The 18,969-nt window shown below is 38.3% G+C and carries 17 protein-coding genes; 7 read left to right on the top strand and 10 right to left on the bottom strand.

Features of this window, described 5'->3' with window-relative positions:
- Positions 1-206 precede the first annotated feature (206 nt).
- From KO513_RS11535 to KO513_RS11515, 5 genes are read right to left on the bottom strand one after another with little or no spacing between them, the layout of a single operon-like run.
- Positions 207-1,232, bottom strand: coding sequence for a Gfo/Idh/MocA family protein (locus tag KO513_RS11535; protein WP_215913497.1), 1,026 nt, complete (start codon positions 1,230-1,232; stop codon positions 207-209).
- A 9-nt stretch (positions 1,233-1,241) separates the two neighbouring features.
- Positions 1,242-2,510, bottom strand: a complete 1,269-nt coding sequence (locus KO513_RS11530; RefSeq protein WP_215913496.1) for an MFS transporter — start codon at positions 2,508-2,510, stop codon at positions 1,242-1,244.
- A 5-nt stretch (positions 2,511-2,515) separates the two neighbouring features.
- Complete coding sequence (locus KO513_RS11525; protein WP_215913495.1) at positions 2,516-3,901, bottom strand: four-carbon acid sugar kinase family protein; 1,386 nt, start codon at positions 3,899-3,901, stop codon at positions 2,516-2,518.
- Positions 3,902-3,906: 5 nt separating this feature from the next.
- Positions 3,907-4,545 (bottom strand): cyclase family protein, encoded by a 639-nt coding sequence (locus KO513_RS11520; RefSeq protein WP_215436888.1) that lies wholly within the window; start codon positions 4,543-4,545, stop codon positions 3,907-3,909.
- A 6-nt stretch (positions 4,546-4,551) separates the two neighbouring features.
- Positions 4,552-5,631, bottom strand: a complete 1,080-nt coding sequence (locus KO513_RS11515) for a tartrate dehydrogenase (RefSeq protein WP_215913494.1) — start codon at positions 5,629-5,631, stop codon at positions 4,552-4,554.
- Positions 5,632-5,981: 350 nt separating this feature from the next.
- Here KO513_RS11515 and KO513_RS11510 point away from each other — a divergent pair, with 350 nt between their 5' ends.
- Positions 5,982-7,856: a DUF5060 domain-containing protein gene (locus KO513_RS11510; RefSeq protein ID WP_252735769.1), complete on the top strand. Its 1,875-nt coding sequence runs from the start codon at positions 5,982-5,984 to the stop codon at positions 7,854-7,856.
- A gap of 35 nt (positions 7,857-7,891) precedes the next feature.
- On the opposite strand, the gene KO513_RS11505 is transcribed toward KO513_RS11510, so the two are convergent.
- The 4 genes from KO513_RS11505 to KO513_RS11490 form a co-directional block, all read right to left on the bottom strand.
- On the bottom strand, positions 7,892-8,914 hold the full coding sequence (locus KO513_RS11505) for a LacI family DNA-binding transcriptional regulator (RefSeq protein ID WP_215436882.1): 1,023 nt from the start codon (positions 8,912-8,914) through the stop codon (positions 7,892-7,894).
- A gap of 142 nt (positions 8,915-9,056) precedes the next feature.
- Positions 9,057-11,555, bottom strand: coding sequence for a heavy metal translocating P-type ATPase (locus tag KO513_RS11500; protein WP_215913493.1), 2,499 nt, complete (start codon positions 11,553-11,555; stop codon positions 9,057-9,059).
- Between the two features lie 70 nt (positions 11,556-11,625).
- Positions 11,626-12,183 (bottom strand): helix-turn-helix domain-containing protein, encoded by a 558-nt coding sequence (locus tag KO513_RS11495; RefSeq protein ID WP_215913492.1) that lies wholly within the window; start codon positions 12,181-12,183, stop codon positions 11,626-11,628.
- A 148-nt stretch (positions 12,184-12,331) separates the two neighbouring features.
- On the bottom strand, positions 12,332-12,964 hold the full coding sequence (locus tag KO513_RS11490; RefSeq protein ID WP_215913491.1) for a DUF1801 domain-containing protein: 633 nt from the start codon (positions 12,962-12,964) through the stop codon (positions 12,332-12,334).
- A gap of 385 nt (positions 12,965-13,349) precedes the next feature.
- Between KO513_RS11490 and KO513_RS11485 the strand changes: the two genes are divergently transcribed.
- The 6 genes from KO513_RS11485 to KO513_RS11460 all read left to right on the top strand — a co-directional run bounded on the left by KO513_RS11485 (position 13,350) and on the right by KO513_RS11460 (position 17,648).
- The gene (locus tag KO513_RS11485; protein WP_215913490.1) at positions 13,350-14,648 is read left to right on the top strand and encodes a tyrosine-type recombinase/integrase; all 1,299 of its coding nucleotides are present in this window, start codon (positions 13,350-13,352) and stop codon (positions 14,646-14,648) included.
- 29 nt (positions 14,649-14,677) lie between these two features.
- On the top strand, positions 14,678-15,448 hold the full coding sequence (locus tag KO513_RS11480; RefSeq protein ID WP_215913489.1) for a hypothetical protein: 771 nt from the start codon (positions 14,678-14,680) through the stop codon (positions 15,446-15,448).
- Between the two features lie 79 nt (positions 15,449-15,527).
- Positions 15,528-15,818: a helix-turn-helix domain-containing protein gene (locus tag KO513_RS11475; RefSeq protein WP_215913488.1), complete on the top strand. Its 291-nt coding sequence runs from the start codon at positions 15,528-15,530 to the stop codon at positions 15,816-15,818.
- Between the two features lie 2 nt (positions 15,819-15,820).
- Positions 15,821-16,450, top strand: a complete 630-nt coding sequence (locus KO513_RS11470) for a hypothetical protein (RefSeq protein ID WP_215913487.1) — start codon at positions 15,821-15,823, stop codon at positions 16,448-16,450.
- A 3-nt stretch (positions 16,451-16,453) separates the two neighbouring features.
- A complete protein-coding gene (locus KO513_RS11465; protein ID WP_215913486.1) occupies positions 16,454-17,185 on the top strand; it encodes a hypothetical protein in 732 nt (243 codons plus the stop codon).
- Positions 17,186-17,237: 52 nt separating this feature from the next.
- The gene (locus KO513_RS11460) at positions 17,238-17,648 is read left to right on the top strand and encodes a hypothetical protein (RefSeq protein ID WP_215913485.1); all 411 of its coding nucleotides are present in this window, start codon (positions 17,238-17,240) and stop codon (positions 17,646-17,648) included.
- Positions 17,649-17,805: 157 nt separating this feature from the next.
- On the opposite strand, the gene KO513_RS11455 is transcribed toward KO513_RS11460, so the two are convergent.
- Positions 17,806-18,966, bottom strand: a complete 1,161-nt coding sequence (locus KO513_RS11455) for a DUF7005 family protein (RefSeq protein WP_215913484.1) — start codon at positions 18,964-18,966, stop codon at positions 17,806-17,808.
- Positions 18,967-18,969 lie beyond the last annotated feature (3 nt).

Genomic DNA, 18,969 nt, shown 5'->3' with positions numbered 1-18,969 from the left:
GATATACGTTCAAAATTGTGGAATAATTACCTCTTAAAACCTACATGCGCCACACTATAAAACCTCAAACCAATGTAGTCTAGCGGTTTGCAAAAAGTTAGCTGTAAGAGGAACATATAAGTCGATACAAAGGTGGTAAACTTACGGCGTAAATAACAGTATGCCCGTTGTAAATCCCAACCAAAAATTAACCCAAAAAAATAAATTTATACCTGAAGCGGAAGACCCTTTCGGCTGGATTCGTAGATTTTCTCCAAAACCGAAATATTAGGAATATAATTAGAAACATCCGTTTCAAAAGGCGCTCCCGATTGGAGGTTTGCAATAAAGTGTTGTTGGGTAGCAAAGACACAATCGCCTGCAAAGTTCTGTTTCTTGAAAATATACTGATGCGGACGTTCTTTCTCGCCTAAAAGTTGAACCGTAATCTTACCGTCATCATAAAGTCGTAAACTACCTTTATCCCCTTCAATAAGCACAGCACCAAAAGTTAACCTTGGATCTTCGGAAGTGTTTTCATTGTACCTATTGGCATCCAAAAAGCCCAAGCCTCCGTTCGCAAAATCAAAATTTACCCAAGCAAAATCTTCGCCTTTAATTTTGTTGTTAAGCGTTCTGAGTTTAGCGTATACCTGTGTGATTTCTCCTGCCAAGTATCTGAACACGTCTATAAAGTGAATTCCTGTTTCGTAGATAAGCAAACGCTCCATTTCCCTAAAATAGGGCTGTCTATTCATATAGGCATCGGTCTGCCAACCGTCTCCCATTCGCATTCGCAAATTTATGGTGTGTAATTTGGAACCAATTGTTCCTGCGTCCAAAATCTTTTTGAGTTCCCGGTGCCAAGGTTGAAACCGGAAATTTTCATGTACCATCATCCTAACCCCCGAACCTTCAATAAGCGCGTCAATCTCTTGGGCTTCTTCTAAAGTAGGTGCCAAAGGTTTTTGACAAATGATATGAATCTTATGTGCCGCCGCTAATTTACAAAGCTCTAAATGACTTTCGGGAGGTGTAATAATATCTACAAAGTCCGGCTTTTCATTCCGGAACATTTCCTCAACGCTAGAATAGGCCTTCTTAAAACCATAGGTGTCAACTATATCCTTCGCTCGTTCTTTCACCGAATCGCAAACACCAACAATATCAACCGCATCAATTCTTTTCCAAGCTTCAAAATGAAACTGGCTAAAATAGCCAGCACCTATACAAACTCCCTTTAATTTTGCCATGCTCCCTATTTAATATGTACTAAAATGCCTTTGAGGCTTCATATTGAACCACATTACAATTGCAATAGTATTCAATACTGCGCCCACTACAAAGAACGGCGTGGTAGATTCTGTCCAAGACTGCAGGTATGGAAACGCCAATGCGGTCAAAAATGCTCCAATATTTCCGGCCATGTTCATTGTACCGGATACGGCACCGGAATGTTCTTTTCCAATATCTACACAAAAGGCCCAAGAAGACGGCAATGTCATATCTGCACCAAAAATAGCCAGACTTAAAAATAGGATTGCGCCTTCAACAGTATCCATATAAATACTTCCAATAAGTCCTACAGCGGCTAGAAAGAACCCAATTGATGCCGGAACAATACGAGACATGTCCCAGTTCCCCTTTTTGTAAATACGGTCACTTAGGGCCCCGGAAGTCCAATTTCCAAAAGCACCAAAAACCAAAGGTATTGCCGTGTATATGCCAGCTTCCATAGTATTTAGGCCGTACTCACTCTTAACGTGGGGAAACAGCCAGGTAAGGGCAAAGAAAAAGGTGAAATTGCTGCAAAAGTATTGCCCCATGGCCAACCATATATTTTTGGATTTTAACAGGTCTCCCATGTTAATTTTTTCGGCCTTTACTTTAGTATTTTGTTGTTGTCTTGTTGATAGGATAAATTCCTTTTCTTTATCCGAAACATGGGGATGTTCTTCCGGCATATCCCTAAAAAGCACATACCAAGCAACGGCCCAAAGTACCCCTATAACACCTAAAATAACAAAGGAGACCCTCCATCCAAAATCATCTATCATCCAAGCTACTACGGGAAGCGCAAATGCCGCGCCCAACCGAGAACCCGAAAAATTAATGCCGGTTACAAGACCTCTTTCCTGTAGAGGAATCCACGTATAAATAGCTCGGGACATACCTGGAAAGGCACCGGCCTCTCCCGCCCCAAAAAGAAAGCGGACAATCAGAAGTGATATAAAGTTAAACGCTGCTCCTGTTAAAGCCGTAAAAACGGACCATATAGCTACAATCGCGGAAAGTACTTTACGCGGTCCCAAAGAATCTGACAGCATACCGGCCGGAGTTTGAAAAAGGGCATATCCTAGAGAAAAAGCCGCCAAGACCCAACCCATTTGTTTATCACTCAAGTCCAACATTGCAGAAATGGGCTCCTTGGCCACAGAAATACAGACACGATCTACATAAAGAAGCAAGGCCAGCAGAAATGTACCTGCTACCATAAAATACCTTTTAGGAAAATAGCCTTGTGTCTTCATATTTTTTATTTCAATAAGGAAATCAGTTCGTGTAAAGCTGTCTCGTCACCAACATTACCGGGAAATACGATGTAAGGTATGTCAGGAAATTTTGCCTCTTTGCCAAGTTGCCAAACAGGCACCCCTTTTAGCACTTGCCCCATGACATTCGCTCGGCGTACATTAAGCCCTTTAGTAGCTACATCACTAGAGGTAATTCCGCCCTTGGCAAGAATATATTTTGGGCGCACCCTTACCTTTTTTACAATAGAAATAAGTGCATTGGAAACCCGATTTACAATTTCAAGGCTTTCCTTTTTTGTAGCTCCTTTTATCACTTTTCTACTTGTAAACACCACCACATCCTCTCCGGTCTTGAGGTAATCGTTTGCTTTTTGGACCAGTTGAACCAGCTCGTTGCAAAAAACTTCAATATTGGAAATATGGGAAACATCCAATTCTAGGAAAAAAGCATTACTTCTCTCCTTTAAATACGCCAACTGTGCAGTGGTTTTTGGCACATAGGAACCAATTACGATCAGTGCCCCATTGGAGGACGTATTCTTTAAGATTTCATTTTTTGTCAGACATGGTTTTAGGGCAATACCCGAAATGGCGTTAACAAAAGAAGCCGCCGTCCTGAAAACCAATGCGTCCTTACTTTTTAAAATGGCCAGCGCCAAGACCTGCAAATCGGCATAACACGTTGCGTTCGCTATGATATGGGTCGTTTTTGGTTGTTCTATTATTGATTTTATTTCTTCGGAAGTGGCATTTCTAAGCGTTTGAACAGACACACTTGCAATCTGTGATTTGTTGACCCCTCCTTCAGATTTTTCTATAATCCAATCTTTTAAATTGGATGCTGAATAACCAAAAGTATTGTCTGCTGCAAAAGGGGTTTTTGCGGCAGGAACAAACTCATTTCCTTCCTTTACATAATGAACATCGTCATACGTATAGCGTCCGCCTTCAAAAAAAGCAGGGGCCAAAATATGTTTTATTTTGCTTAGGCCCATTCCTTTTACCAAGGCATCAACTTCATTGGGGTAATGCCCCCTTAAAGTAGAATCGCTTCGGCTAATGATAAGAAGTTTCTTTTGGTGCTTCTTGGTCAATTTCTGTAGCCGTGAGCCTATGAGCTCTCCCAGGGCATCGGCTTTATCAACTTGAAGACTTCTGGAGTTGGTAAGAATAAAGAAAATAGGACTCTTCAAGAGTTCGTTTTCCAAAATCTCTTCGGTCCATTCAGTAATAACGGGAACATCGTACACGGTTTGGGTGCCTGTTGGGTCATCATCTAAAACCACAATGGATTTGGGGTTTTGAGCAAGCTCTGACCGTATATCCTTCTCGTAGCCCAAAAGCGTAACCCCTTCTTCAATAGATTTTAAAAGTGCTGGATGCGACATGAAGTTCAATTTTCTATTGCAATGATACGCGCGGGAGCACCATCGCCATTTTCAACCTTTAAAGGTAGTGCCACAAGGGTCACTTTTGGTTGAGAAAGTGCTTCTAAATTAGTAAGTCCTTCAACTATAATAATATCGTTTTTCATTAAGATGGTATGCACCTCCGTAACCTCCTTGATATTGTTGACATCTGCTACGGAAGGAGGTTCAACCCCAAGTATATTTACCTTTTTTTCACCCAACCAATGGGCAAGCTCGGTGCTGATTCTAGGTAAGGCATCACGGTACTCTTCCGTGCCCAACTTTTTGCTCCAACCCGTATGTAAGAGCAAACTTTGTCCTTCCTCTACTTTTTCCGCAATAGTGCCCAAATGTGCTACGGTAATAGATTCTTTAGGTTTGATATGCGTAAGGTTAATCACCCAAGCTTCAGAAATAAAACGAGCGACCGGTAATTGATCTATAGTCTGATCATTGACCTCAAAATGTACCGGAGCATCCATATGGGTGCCGCTATGCGAATACAAATGTAAAGTTGTTGCGTTCCAACCATCTTTGTCCAATGTTTTGGCCTGGTCTATAGAAACGCCCTTTACACCGGATACAATGGGTAAAGTGAGGTCAATGATTTTCCTATCTATCATTCTAATTTATATAGTTGATAATTTTGTTGCGTTTATAAACTGAACTACGCTTTCTGCAACTTCTGACGTAGTAGCCGTTCCACGAAGATCTTTGGTTAAATTACCTTTCGCGGTCGTAGCCTCTATACCGGCCATAATTTCCTTTGCCGCCTCGGTCTCTCCTAAATGATCCAACATAATAGCGGCGGACCATATTTGACCAATTGGATTAGCAATATTCTGCCCTGCAATATCCGGTGCTGAACCGTGAATAGGCTCGAACATAGAAGGAAAATCTTTCTCTGGGTTAATATTTCCACTACCTCCAAGACCTAAACTTCCCATAACGGCACCACCAAGATCGGATAAAATATCGCCAAAGAGGTTTGTAGTCAAAATAACGTCAAAAATCTCTGGGCGCAATACAAAACTTGCCGAAGCATTGTCTATGTACATTTTGTTATATTCCACATCCGGATACTCCTCTGCAACCTCTGCAATTACCCTATCCCAATAGGCCAAGCTATTGATCAATGTATTTGATTTGGTAACATTAGTAACCTTGCTTCTTCTCTTACGCGCCAATTTAAATGAATAATGTGCGATACGCTCAATACCGAATCTAGTAAAAATACTGGTATCCATAGCCATACCACCGGGCTTATCCCCATGCATTATTTTTCCACTCTGCACGAACTCGCCTTCATTATTTTCGCGAACGACTACAAAGTCTATATCTTTTTCGGTTTTATAGCGAAGCGGACTTTCTACACCTGGAAACAATTTTACAGGTCTGTAGTTTACGTATTGTTCAAAAGAAGTTCTTACGCGAAAGGTGTAATCTCTAGCTGGCAACGTATCGTCTACCTCTGGCAGACCTACTGCTCCAAAAAATATAGCATCGAATTTTTTTAAGGTTTCAAGAGCGTCATCTGACATGAACTTGCCATGCTCCTTAAAATATCCTGCTCCAAAAGGAAATTCCTCTTTATCTAGTTCAAAGCCATATTTAGTGGCTACCGCATCCAGCACGGAAACACCGGCAGGAACGATTTCGGCCCCTATTCCGTCGCCATTAACTACGGCGATTTTGTACGTTTTTCCCATTTCTAATCTTTTCTAATTGTAGTTCAAATGCTTTTGCGCAAATATTGCGCAAAATGTCATTTATATTGATAATTGTGTTGAATTTTGAGCAAATATATATAAATTAATCTATAACTTACCCGAAAAATATAGATTAGGATGTGTGATTTGTGCAAAATTTTGTATTTATGCATATTCAAAACGAACCGAAATAAACAGGATCGATACAAAATGTTCCTGCTTAGCTTTTCTTATTAATCTATAAAGCAAACCGCTTTTTCTTGCCATCATTATTTCATATGTGAATTCAACTTTAAAAAAAAATCAAAGTAACTTCATCAACCTATTAACTCACACTCAAAACTGAAAACATGAACAGACTTTACATGAAAACATCATTTTTCCTGAGCGCTTTGCTCTTTATGACTTCCTTGGTTTCAGGATGCGAATCCGAACCGGAATATACCGTTCAGGGCGAGCTAAAAAAATGGCATAAGATCGAATTGGTCTTTAACGGCCCATCTACGGATGAAATGAACGAAGTAAACCCTTTTTTGGATTACCGTCTAGACGTTACGTTTACCAACAACAATCAAACCTTTGTAGTTCCCGGATTTTACGCGGCCGATGGTAATGCTGCAGAAACAGGCGCGGAAAAAGGAAACAAATGGATTGTACGTTTTGCTCCCAATACTACAGGAAATTGGAATTTTAAGGCCTCCTTTAAAAAAGGAACCAATATTGCCGTTGCAGATACCAGTAACAGCGCCACCAGTGGAGAATATATGGATGGTGTTACGGGTAGTTTTACCGTGTCCGAATCTGACAAAACAGGTATAGACAACAGGGCCAAAGGCAAGTTGGAATATGTAGGTGAACACTATCTTAAATTTAAGGAAACAGGTAAGTATTTCATTAAAGTGGGTGTAGACGCCCCAGAGAATATTTTGGCATACAGTGATTTTGACGCCACTACCAATGCGTTAGACTTACTAAAGACATGGGAGCCCCACAGGAAAGATTTTAACGAAGATGCCAAGGACCTATTATGGCAAGGGGAAAAAGGTAAAAACCTACTAGGCGCCATTAACTATTTGGCTTCAGAGGGTCTTAACGTATTTTCATTTTTGACTTTTAACGTTGATGGTGATGACCGTAATGTTTTTCCATATCGCTTAAAGGTATCCGAAGAAGAGTACACCAAATATGCCAGTGACAAGAAAAACAAAAAAGCATGGCAGACCATGTTCCATAAAACTCGCTTGGATATTTCAAAATTGGAGCAATGGGAACGTATTTTTGACTATGGGGAGCGAAAAGGAATGTTCCTGCACTTCAAGACCCATGAAACCGAAACCGACCATCTAATGGATAACGGCGTCTTTGGTATTGAGGGCAAATTGTACTATCGTGAACTTATTGCCCGTTTTGGGCATCATTTGGCCATGAACTGGAATATAGGTGAAGAGAACAACCAACCCATAGAAAATGTTAGGGAAGTAACGGATTATGTGGCAAAATTGGACCCTTACAATACACACCGGGTATTACATACGTTTCCTGACCAAGATTACCGTTATGCAGAACTGGTAGGTGACCAATCTTCGCTTACGGGAGCATCTCTTCAACTAAGTGAGGCCGATTTTAAAGATGTGCACCCACGTGTTCTTAAATGGATGAAAAATGCCGATGATGCGGGTAAAAAATGGGCCATTGCAGTTGATGAGCCCGGAAAGGCCAAAATAGCCCTTTTACCGGACGCAGAAGACATGGAACATAATGATGCACGTGGCAACGCCCTATGGGGAACTTTACTTGCAGGAGGCTACGGTGTTGAATGGTATTTTGGTTATGCCAGTCCGCATTCTGACCTTACCTGTCAGGATTATAGGAGCAGGGACCTTTTTTGGAACCAAAACCTACATGCCAAACTATTTTTTGAAAACTACCTTCCTTTTTGGGAAATGCGGCCATCAGATGATTTAACCACAGATCCAGATTCATTCTCCTTTTCTAAAGCTGATGAGGTTTATGTAGTTTATCTACACCCCGGAAAGGAAATGACTTCTCTTAATTTAGGAGATTCGGGTAATACGTTTTCAGTGAAGTGGTACGATCCTAGAAACGGAGGAGACCTATTGGACGGTTCCGTAACTTCGGTTGATGCAAAAGGTGTAGTGGCGCTGGGCAACCCACCCAAGGACCAGGACAAAGATTGGGTAATATTGGTTCAAAAGAAGAACTAATTATATAAGACTATCGGTTTTGGTGATTTGTTTTTCTACAACTTGTTCTTGTTGGTAGAATTACGGATCACCAATTCTGATTTTAAGACCACTCGAGACACCTCTTTATCATAATCTTCAATTCGGTCTATAATCAGTTTTGCAGATTCTACTCCCATCTGATAGCTAGGTTGGTCAATACTAGTAAGCGAAGGCTCCAAAAGTTCGTCTATAGGCTCATTATTAAAACCGATGATGGCTATATCCTCTGCCATTTTTAGACCTCGTTCTTTCGCTGCTAACATAACACCAATGGCCACCTGATCACTAAAGGCCAAAACGCCGTCCGGATGCTCCGGAGAATACAGTAATTTTCTTGCGGTACTAAGGTTCCCTTCCCTAGTAAAATCAGAATTTTCAATAAACTTTTCCTCCACCAACATATTAGCATCCAGTAAAGCCTTCTTGTAGCCTAAAAGTCGGGTTGAGCTTATTTGTAAAATTCTTGGACCTCCAATATATGCAATCCGCTTACAGCCCACGGATATTAAATGCTGGGTAGCATCGTAAGCTGCCTTGAAGTTATCAATAATCACCTTATCCGATTCTACTTCATCACAAAGACGATTAAAGAACACTAACGGAACCTTTCTTTTTTTAGCCTCTAAAAAATGGTCAAAATCCTTGCTTTCACTGGCCAACGAAACTATAATTCCCGCCACGCCAATATCCATAAGTTCCTTTACCAGTATTTTTTCCCTCTCGTACGACTCATTAGATTGACAAATGATTATTTGCATCTGATGCTTCTCCAAGATTTGCTCTATGCCCGAAATGGCCATAGCGTACAAATGATATTTTATGCTTGGTACAATTACGCCAACGGCCTTAATCTTCTTTTTAGCATAAGGGTTTATATGCTTTGTCTGAAAATAATTATACTCCTGCGCCAACTCCAGTACTTTTTCCCTGGTCTGCGCACTTATACGTGTATTGCCCTGTAATGCTCTTGAAACAGTAGAAATAGAAACATTAAGCTCTGCGGCAATATCCTTTAAAGTCGTTTGTTTTTTATCCAAATCACTAATAATGAGAACAACAAAGATAACTTAAATTATCTGGTCGTTACCCAAACCTTGAATGGCTTAGTTTAAATTTCAATCTATAAAAATGTAACCGCTGCTTAATTTCTAATTTTCAAAACCCATGAAATACTATTTATTAGTTGATTTTAGCCGCTCTTAACCTTAACGCGTTCGCAATTACAGATACCGAGCTAAAACTCATAGCAAGAGCCGCAATCATTGGCGATAACAAAAGCCCAAAAACAGGGTACAACACTCCCGCTGCAATAGGAATACCTATTGTATTGTAGATTAGAGCAAAGAATAGGTTCTGCTTAATGTTCCGCATTACGGAATCACTAAGGTTTCGGGCTTTTACAATACCGTGCAAATCTCCTTTTACCAAAGTTATCATAGCGCTTTCAATGGCTACGTCTGTTCCCGTTCCCATAGCAATTCCAACATCACTTTTGGCCAATGCAGGTGCATCATTGATTCCATCGCCGGCCATAGCAACCACATGTCCTTTTTCCTGTAATTTTTGTACCTCGGCCAATTTATCCTCGGGAAGCATTCCCGCTTTAAAATCAGCTAAATTTAACTCTGTGGCTACGGCTTGTGCGGTATCATGATTATCTCCCGTTAGCATAACAACGGCTATTCCCTTCTCTTGAAGTTCCTTAATGGCCTTTGCGCTCGTTTCCTTTATTTTATCGCCAATTACAACATACCCTATTACTTGCTCATTAACGGACAGGTACGATACCGTTTTACCCTTTTTTTGGTGTTCATTGGCCTCATATTTTAAGTTTGAACTTAGGGCAGCATTTACATACTCCATCATCTTGAGGTTCCCTAAAGCCATTTTTTGACCATTTATTTTCCCTTCCACCCCTTTTCCGGTAATAGCCTCAAAATCCTCAGTCCTTAAAATTTCAACACCCTGCACCTTTCCGTACTTTACCGTGGCTTCAGCAAGAGGGTGTTCACTGGAATTGTTTAAGGAAGCTATAAACTGTAATACCTCATTTTCAGAATATTCGCCCTTTAACGCACCAATCGTTTCCACTGTTGGTTTTCCTTCGGTAATAGTTCCCGTTTTATCTACTATTAACGTATCTACCTTATCCATTTTTTCCAAAGCTTCGGCATTCTTGATCAACACCCCGTTCTGTGCACCTTTGCCCACACCTACCATAATGGACATTGGCGTTGCCAACCCCAAAGCACAAGGACAGGCAATAATTAGCACGGCTATAGCATTTACCAACGCAAAAACATAGGCAGGTTCAGGACCCCAAATGGCCCAAACAGCAAAAGTAATTACAGAAATTACTACCACGATAGGCACAAAATAGCTTGAGACCGTATCCGCCAACTTCTGAATAGGCGCCCGACTACGGCTAGCGTCATTCACCATTTGTATGATCTGCGACAATAAGGTTTCATTCCCTACTTTTTCCGCCTTCATTAAGAAAGACCTATTTCCGTTTATGGTTCCACTATTGACCTTGTCCTCCGTTACTTTATTAACAGGTAGCGGTTCTCCTGAAATCATGGATTCATCTACAGTGGTCTCGCCTTCAATTATAATACCGTCTACTGGAATTTTATCTCCAGGTTTTACCTTTAACGTATCCCCTTTTTGAATTTTATCTATGGCAACCTCTTCTTCCTTTCCATCTACTACTCGGATAGCTTTATTAGGTGCCAGTTTCAATAATTCCTTTACTGCAGAATTGGTTTTACTATGCGCGCGCGCCTCTAATACCTGCCCCATAAGAACCAAGGTGAGAATTACTGTAGCTGCTTCAAAATAGACATGCACCGCACCTGAATCCGTCTTGAACTGTGGTGGAAAGAAATCTGGGAACAACATTCCAAAGACACTAAAAACCCATGCTACACCCGCACCAATACCTATTAGGGTGAACATATTTAAGTTCCATGTTTTGATACTTCGGTAAGCACGCTCAAAGAACATCCACGTGGCGTAAAAAACAACAGGTAGGGAAAGTCCAAACTGGATCCAGTTCCACCACTTTTGCCCCATTATATCGTAAAGGGGATTGTTTGGAACCATCTCGCTCATAGCAATCACAAACACTGGTAGTGTAAAGCCCAATGCGATCCAAAACTTCTTTATAAGCTTCTTGTACGTTTTCTCCTCAGCGGAAAGATCCGGTTGCATAGGTACCAAATCCATACCGCAAATAGGGCAACTTCCCGGCTCATCGCGAACCACTTCCGGGTGCATAGGGCACGTCCATTGTTCGGAAGCGTTAGCACTTAGGTTTTGCTCCTCAACCAGGTCCATTCCACATACAGGACAATCACCTGCCTGATCATAGGTTTTATCACCCTCGCAGTGCATGGGGCAATAAAAAGTACCTGTGCCCTTACCTTTAGGACTTTCTTTTTTCTTTACTTCATGCCCGTGTCTCCCTAAATTATGGATGCTGTACGAACCACCGTCATCTAACAATGCCTTTTGAAATGTTTTTAAAGGAATATGGAACTCCATTTCGATTACTGCTTCCGCTTTCTCTAGATTTACCGAAGCATGGGTTACACCTGCTACTTTAGAAAGCGTCTGCTCTACATGACCGCGACACCCATTGCAGGTCATTCCGTGTATATGATAGGTATGTGTCATTTCCTCTTAATTTTAGAATGTAAAATTACTAAGAGGCCAAGCGAATCTTTTACACAATTACGATTCTTATTTATACAATTTTGTCCAAGGTTTTTCTATCCCAATTTTTTAAACTTTTGTAGTCGGTCATAGACATTCCCGTTACGGTTTTAAACTGCCTTGCCAAATGGCTACTGGTCTTATAATTTAGGCTGTATGCTATTTCAGAAAAATTGAGCTGGCCCAGCTGAATGTATTCCTTTACTTTTTCAATTTTTAGGTTGATGGTGTATTTTTCCAAGGTCATACCTTCGGACTTGCTGAATAGCTTGCTAAGTGCCGTTTCCGTCTTACCGAATTCCTCGGCCAGGGATTGAAAGAGATTTTCGGTTTCTCCGATTTCAATTTTATGAATCAGCTTCACTTTTATCTGTTCTAGAAGCGTATCCGTTTCGTTTATGATGAGTTCAAACCCGGTCTGGACAAGAGTATGGGATAGTTTTTTCTTATCACTTTCGGGGCCTTCGGTAGCAACTACTTTTCCCAATTCAACGGATTCTACCGTATAGCCCTCTGAAGTGAAAATTTCCAAAACCGAAGCTATACAACGGTTACAGACCATATTTTTAATGTAGAATGTCTCGTTCATCTATATTCTTTTTGTTGCCGTGCCAGCTATTTGCCAAACGTAGTAAAAGGTATGAAATGTTAACCGGTTTGTCGAGTCTATGCAAGTAAACTTTACACAGTGATTACCCCCTTATTAAACCTCAATATTTACTAAAGTAACAGTTGTTTTAGTTCTTGTGCGACCCATCACAATTGGGCATTCGTTTGGAACGGCCGCAGGTGCAATCATTTAGTCCGTAACCCTCAAAAATACGGTCTGTATTTTTTTCAATTCTAGCTATTCGTGTAGTAGCCTGTTTTGCCTTTGAAAAATGGAGCAAATACCCTTTTTGTCTACCTGGGGTTAGTTTTTTAAACGCCTTTTCAAATTCTGGATTCTCCTTGAATTTCTCAATCAACTCATCTGGGGTTTCAAAATCCGCTACCTTTTTTACCTTTAGTTTCAGTCCCAATTTCTCTATCTCAACCGCCTCTAAGATATATTGTTTGATGATGGTTTTTTGATTTTCTATTTCAACCACGTTGCTAAAACGTATTTGCCGGGCGGATCGGCTATGCTCCGTTTGCTGAATCAAAATTTGCGCAGTGTCCTGTAGTAGTGCCCCTTTATTGAAAAGTAAAGCGCAGTAGTTCTTGAACCCGTGAATAAGCACAATATTTTTGCCCTTATAAGTGTAACAGGGGTAATTCCATTTAAAGTCTTCCGCTAGCCCACAATCCAAAATTAACTCATGAAGTCTTTTTAGCTCTTCTTGCCATTGGTCTAGGCCGTTCAAGAATTCATCTACTTTTGGGTTCATTTTTCAGGCTACTTTTCAGTTTGTTTTTTGAGGCTTTTCACATCTAATTGTACTAGACTAGAATTAGAAGAATCACTTTAATAAATATCGGGATTTGTAGGTAAGTGTGCTAGGGTAAGTCGAAAAAAATTGCTGTGGATGCTTTTGACCTCGAACACTTGAAAAAGAAAAACCTCTCAAGAACGGATGTTCCGAGAGGTTTTATGTGGTCCCACCTGGACCATTTTTAGCTTTAACCTATGTTATCTTATTTTATTCTATATTCCTTGTTAAGTACCGCATTTATTGACTTAATAACATATTGAAATAAAATACGTATTTTTGAAATATCAATAATTAAAGCATATGTTGTCCCTTATGTTGTCCCTTTTTTAGAGTTTTGAGAATGAGTAAGTATATAAATTCAACAGCTGGAAGTGTTCGTTTTATTCTAAAAGAGCCAAATTCCGATAAGATTACACCTATAATTTTCGACTTTAGTTTTGGAAGAGGAAAAAGGCTTAAGTGTGCTACAGGATTTAAGATTCATCCCAAATTTTGGGATTCAAAAAATCAAAGAATTAGAGCCGTATCAACTATTTCCAACCGAGAGGAAGTAAACGCAAAGCTCAGAGATATTGAAACTTCTTTTATAAAAAGTGTTTCATTTCACCATAACCAGGGAAACGATATTGATAGAAAGTTTTTAAAACAGATTTTCTCGAATCTAACAAACAGAATTGAAAACGAATCGGAAGATAAAAGCATCGACTTTTTTGAATATGCCGATGGTTTTACTGAAGATAAGCAACGACATATTGATAAAACTAAAACTATTACCCTTAGCAAAATAACTTTAAGGGCTTATAAGCAAACTATTAAAAAGCTAAAAGCCTATAGTAAATCATATGATCCTAATTTGGACTTTGATAGCATTAACCTAGAGTTCTACTACTCTTTTATTCATTATTTAGAGAATGAAGGTCTTTCATTAAATACTATTGGTAAGCATTTAAAAAATCTAATTGCTATTTTAAACAGAGCAACCGAAGAAGGAATAAATACCAATTTGGCTTTTCAACATAGAGAGTTTAGGCGGGTTTCAGAGAATACTACGTCCATCTATCTCACCACTCATGAAATCGAAAAACTGGAAAAAAAGGACCTATCGGACAAACCTCTACACGAAAAGGCTAGAGATATATTTTTAATCGGGTACTATACGGGCCAGAGAGTTTCTGATTACAACGGGTTGGGCATAAATAATATTCGAACTTTTGAAGGACGAAGTGTTTTCGAAATTGTTCAGCAAAAAACATCAAAAACAGTATACATTCCTATACATCCAAAGCTTACGACAATCTTTAAAAAGCGTTATAAAGGAAAGATGCCTAGCAAAATGCCTGAACAGTTAATAAACAAGTATATCAAAGAAGTTGCTCGATCAGTTAAAATTAACGAAGATGTATTTGTTACAAGAACTATTGGTGGTAAAAAAAATACAGACTCTATTAAGAAGTATAAGCTTATAGGTACCCATACCGCAAGAAGGTCATTTTGTACGAATGCATACCTCTCTAAAATGCCCGTTATAGACATTATGGCAATAAGCGGCCATACAACCGAAAAAGAATTTTATAAATACATTAAAGTATCATCGCAAGAAAGAGCTATCAAGATTGCTGATTCTGCATTTTTTCAATAACCCTTAATTTAAAATCAATTATTTATTCTATGTATCAAAATGTTTTTTCACTTGACGAAGTTCCCTACAACAAGAGACTTAAGAAGGAAGAGTCTTCACCACTGTACCAACTACATAACTATGAGTACCACCAACCTAAACTAGAAAGTGATATTTATCTGAGAGTTTTCATAAAGAAATTACTATTTGAAGTTGATATATTAGATATCGACAACTTTCTTGATTATCAATATGAGCACTCGGAAGAACCTATTAAACTAATCAACATAATAGAACTTAAGGTACTACCCGCTATAGACAACATAGTTTCCAATGCCTCCTTAAGTTTAAATAGTGGTTATCCTAGTAAAAATAAGCTTGAAGATAACTTTGTCGAAATTGATGGGGTTTACAAAAATGATCAATATGAGTTTTCTCTATTTTATCACAAGACAGCTTTTTTAAAACTATCGCAAGAGTTAAAAGCGAGAAAGGCCCAGATTTCTAATTGGCTCAAAAGTTTGAACAATTTAGAGGTTAACCCGATGAACTATTTAAAATGGTCAGGCAAACCCAGTCACTTAGCATATATAATTAGAAATCTAGTTGATCAGGGATACATTATCGCTCCCGTAGGAAATAACCAAGAAATAAATCTCTCAGAACTAGCAAGGCAAATACAGAAATCCTTCCTTATGGATAAAGGGGAACTAAATACGCTCCGAATCTATTTGAGTACAGAATCTGAGAAATATCAAAAACTTAACGAGAGTTTCGAAAAGCAAGAATTTAAAATTCCTAATTCAGGACTTGTCAGTTAGGTATCAATACCCATTGATACCCAGATATATTCCATTTGCCTCTAGTTTTACAGTATAATTTTAAAACAAATAGAGTAATATGGATGCACATCGTAACAAATATTATCAAATCGTTCCCGAGACACATGCGACAGATATTATTTCTGGTGTGGTAAAAGCAATGACACCTCTCCTTGATAGACCCAAGGAGAGGTTAACCGACAATAATGAAGAATTACTTACTGTCGAAGAAACATTAAAATTTCTCAAATGTTCAAAACAAGCATTATGGAATTGGAGAAAAAATGGAATTCTCCCTTCATACCGGCTAGGTAACAGAGTTTATTACAAGAAGAGTGACATTTTCGCAAAACTTATTAAACAAGAATAGTTATGAAAGGTTTTGTGAAAATACCCAGAGAAATTCTTGATTGGGAATGGTACACCCACTCAACCGCATCAAGGTTGTATATACACCTTATATTAAAAGCTAACTATTCCGATAAGTACTGGCAAGGCAATAAAGTAAACAGAGGACAGCTAATTACGTCCAATAAACACCTTGCAGCTGAATTACACATGTCAATTCAGCAAATACGTACGGCACTACAAAAATTAATTTCTAGTAGTTACATCACATGCAAATCAACAAACAAATTTTCGCTTATAACCGTTGTTGATTATAAGTCTATGCAAGCTAACATAAATGAACATAACAAGCAGTCCATAACACTACCAACTTGCAAACAACAAACCTTCAACAATCCAATAACAACAACTAAAGAAAATAAAGAATTATATAAATCAAAAGAAGAGTTTAGAAGTGCAGTTTTTGCTAACTCTCAATATTCAAATAAAATTTTAAACGCTTTTTTCAATTACTGGAGTGAAACCGATAAGTCAGGGAAAGCTATGCGCGTTAACGATCAAACCTATTTTGAAATTAAGTCCCGGCTAGAAAAATGGAAAAAAAATGAAAGAGACAGCCTAAAAACTGATAACAGACTTTTAACTAACAGATAACTCATGAATATTGTAAATCATAAAACATTGGATACGCAAAATTTAATCAAAGCGATTACCAATCAAGATAATCAACAGATTTTGCCATTTAAAAAACATAAGGCAATAGGTAAACAATACCTCTGGAAGCTTTTTCTACATCACTTTAAAACGATTTATAATCGTCCATTTGAAAAAACACCAAAAAGCTTGACAAACCTGAGAACACTGTTTTATTATTTTCTTAAGAATGAACAATTCTTAGACCAACCGAATTTAAGAGCAGACCTATCCGAGCCTAGTTTCAACAAAGGATTGTTAATAATTGGCGGATACGGTGTTGGTAAAACTGCATATATGCGAGCGATTGAAAATAGCTTCAGAGCGAATAAAATTTACTATTTCAAAACTTATACTACAAACAGTGTGGTTCAAGAATTTGAGCAATGCGGAACTCATGAAGATAAAAGTTGGTTTCTAAAAAAAATACAATCAGGCTCCTTACTTTTTGATGACTTAACTTCTGAACGCTTAGCTTCTAATTACGGTAAAGCAGATTTAATGAAAGAGATTTTAGAAGAGCGATATAGACGTCGCAAACTTACTCATGTTACCATGAATTACTTGGAAAATCACGAATCGAATGTAGAGGCTGCATTAGAAGCTATTGGTATGAGATATGGGAGCAGAATCTACGATAGACTATTTGAAATGTTCAATATCGTCATATTTGAAGGAAAAAGTATGAGAAGGTAAAAACGTAAAATTAAACCCAATTTAACCTTTTAGAGGCCCAAAAACTTAAAAAATGGAGAGACTCTGTAAACATTGTAGTCAATTATTTAACCCCAGACGCAAGAACCACGTGTACTGCTGCACCAGTTGTAAAACCTTGGCAAGCTATAAAAGAAACCAATACAAATATGTAGCTGGACATTATCAAAAAAATGAAACCAGCCTGACCAAAAACAAAAGTGATTTATTAAATGAGTCGGATAAAAAAACCCATGCTCTGGATATCGTAAGCAAAAAGAAAAACGCTATTGACCTAAACTCCGTTGCGAATTCTGCCCTAGGAAATATTGCTGCAAATAGCCTTTCTTATGGCCTCAAAAAAGCACTCGCTCCACATACAATTCCAGCTACAAAAGAAGATATTCAAGCACTTCAAAAAGACATTAACCAGCTTAAACTTTGGTTGAAAATGAAATTGGTATAGTTAGATTAGTTATTTAAATTATGCCCCATTTCATTCAAATAACTATTTTTTAGAGTAACTAACCTAAATATCATTAATTTATCTGTAAAACCTGTTATCCTAATTTTTATACTTCGATTGCTAGAAGCAATCTTCCTAGGCTCAAATTTATATTTTACTATTTTTTATAGCCTTTGAAAACCAAATTTTCATAATACGAAAGTAATTTATCCTTACCACCTTCAGAAGATATTGTCAAAAGACCTAAGGCACACAACGTATGCAACCTGAAAGATCTATCTTCTAAATTTCTATGAGCACCTAAAAACTCATCGAATAATTCTAAATTAACAGAAGCATTCTTAATGATGGTTCTAAGCAAAACTATAGATTTTTCAGAGAGTAAGTCTTTAACAATGTAATTCTGGAATCGACCACCTTCTCTATATTCCGGATAGTTTTCTAACCCAATAAATTTGAGAAACCAATCACTATTAAACTTTCCTAGGGCTTTCGTAATGCCCATATAGTCTGCAAGCATTTCATCATGCATATTATTTGCCATATGCCCAAAACGCTTAAGAGTATAAAAATGGGCGCACTCGTGTTCCTTTCTAATAGTTAGAGAGAGATTTAGCCATTCCTCTAAAGATAAACCTATGTTTTGTGCTGAAATTCCACTATAAGGCTTCTTGCTTAAAATGATAAGTTTATCTTGATAGAGGATTTTATTTGGTAAAATATTTTTGATGAACTCTTTCTTCCAACTTCCTAATGGATTCTTAGTAGTCCATTCTTTTTTTATACTATTAATTCTACTCCAATTATTAATACCATTAATCATAGCCGCCCCCATTGAACCAGGTATTTTCACTGGTTCATTTCTATAGGAGAGCGCTCTTATAAGGCTTGAAAAATCTTCATTGTCGGAAACTATAAGTATAGGTATTTTTCCGGCTGTACATTCATGAACGATTAGTTTTAAGGAATGTGGTTGGTTCAATTGAAGCCCAATCGCAGACAACATACTTGTTGAAGCCAACCCCTTCAGAGTGGCGGCCCTGTACTCCTCTGAATTGCTAATGTTTTTTTGAATTGGAAATTGCAACTGTACCAAATGAGTTTTCAAGGTTTCGAATACACCTATCTGCCCTGATTGTTTCAGATATTCTTGCCAAACCTGTACAGAAGGGTCATCTAATAGAGAAAATCTTTTAAACTTCTCTGAATCCAAATTTACAATAAATTTATTTTCTGTATAATTCAGAATTTCTTTAATTACAAGAGCGTCACTAGTATACCTTTTTAATATCCTATATTCATCTTCCCTCCCAATCATGAT

Source organism: Zobellia sp. B3R18 (assembly GCF_018860715.1).
GTDB classification, from domain to species: Bacteria; Bacteroidota; Bacteroidia; order Flavobacteriales; family Flavobacteriaceae; genus Zobellia; species Zobellia russellii.
This window is presented reverse-complemented; position numbering and strand designations above follow the sequence as displayed.

Coding starts and splice junctions, on each gene's coding strand:
- KO513_RS11535 (WP_215913497.1), bottom strand. CDS start 1,232: ATGGCAAAATTAAAGGGAGTTTGTATAGGTGCTGGCTATTTTAGCCAG.
- KO513_RS11530 (WP_215913496.1), bottom strand. CDS start 2,510: ATGAAGACACAAGGCTATTTTCCTAAAAGGTATTTTATGGTAGCAGGT.
- KO513_RS11525 (WP_215913495.1), bottom strand. CDS start 3,901: ATGTCGCATCCAGCACTTTTAAAATCTATTGAAGAAGGGGTTACGCTT.
- KO513_RS11520 (WP_215436888.1), bottom strand. CDS start 4,545: ATGATAGATAGGAAAATCATTGACCTCACTTTACCCATTGTATCCGGT.
- KO513_RS11515 (WP_215913494.1), bottom strand. CDS start 5,631: ATGGGAAAAACGTACAAAATCGCCGTAGTTAATGGCGACGGAATAGGG.
- KO513_RS11510 (WP_252735769.1), top strand. CDS start 5,982: ATGAACAGACTTTACATGAAAACATCATTTTTCCTGAGCGCTTTGCTC.
- KO513_RS11500 (WP_215913493.1), bottom strand. CDS start 11,555: ATGACACATACCTATCATATACACGGAATGACCTGCAATGGGTGTCGC.
- KO513_RS11495 (WP_215913492.1), bottom strand. CDS start 12,183: ATGAACGAGACATTCTACATTAAAAATATGGTCTGTAACCGTTGTATA.
- KO513_RS11490 (WP_215913491.1), bottom strand. CDS start 12,964: ATGAACCCAAAAGTAGATGAATTCTTGAACGGCCTAGACCAATGGCAA.
- KO513_RS11485 (WP_215913490.1), top strand. CDS start 13,350: ATGAGTAAGTATATAAATTCAACAGCTGGAAGTGTTCGTTTTATTCTA.
- KO513_RS11480 (WP_215913489.1), top strand. CDS start 14,678: ATGTATCAAAATGTTTTTTCACTTGACGAAGTTCCCTACAACAAGAGA.
- KO513_RS11475 (WP_215913488.1), top strand. CDS start 15,528: ATGGATGCACATCGTAACAAATATTATCAAATCGTTCCCGAGACACAT.
- KO513_RS11470 (WP_215913487.1), top strand. CDS start 15,821: ATGAAAGGTTTTGTGAAAATACCCAGAGAAATTCTTGATTGGGAATGG.
- KO513_RS11465 (WP_215913486.1), top strand. CDS start 16,454: ATGAATATTGTAAATCATAAAACATTGGATACGCAAAATTTAATCAAA.
- KO513_RS11460 (WP_215913485.1), top strand. CDS start 17,238: ATGGAGAGACTCTGTAAACATTGTAGTCAATTATTTAACCCCAGACGC.
- KO513_RS11455 (WP_215913484.1), bottom strand. CDS start 18,966: ATGATTGGGAGGGAAGATGAATATAGGATATTAAAAAGGTATACTAGT.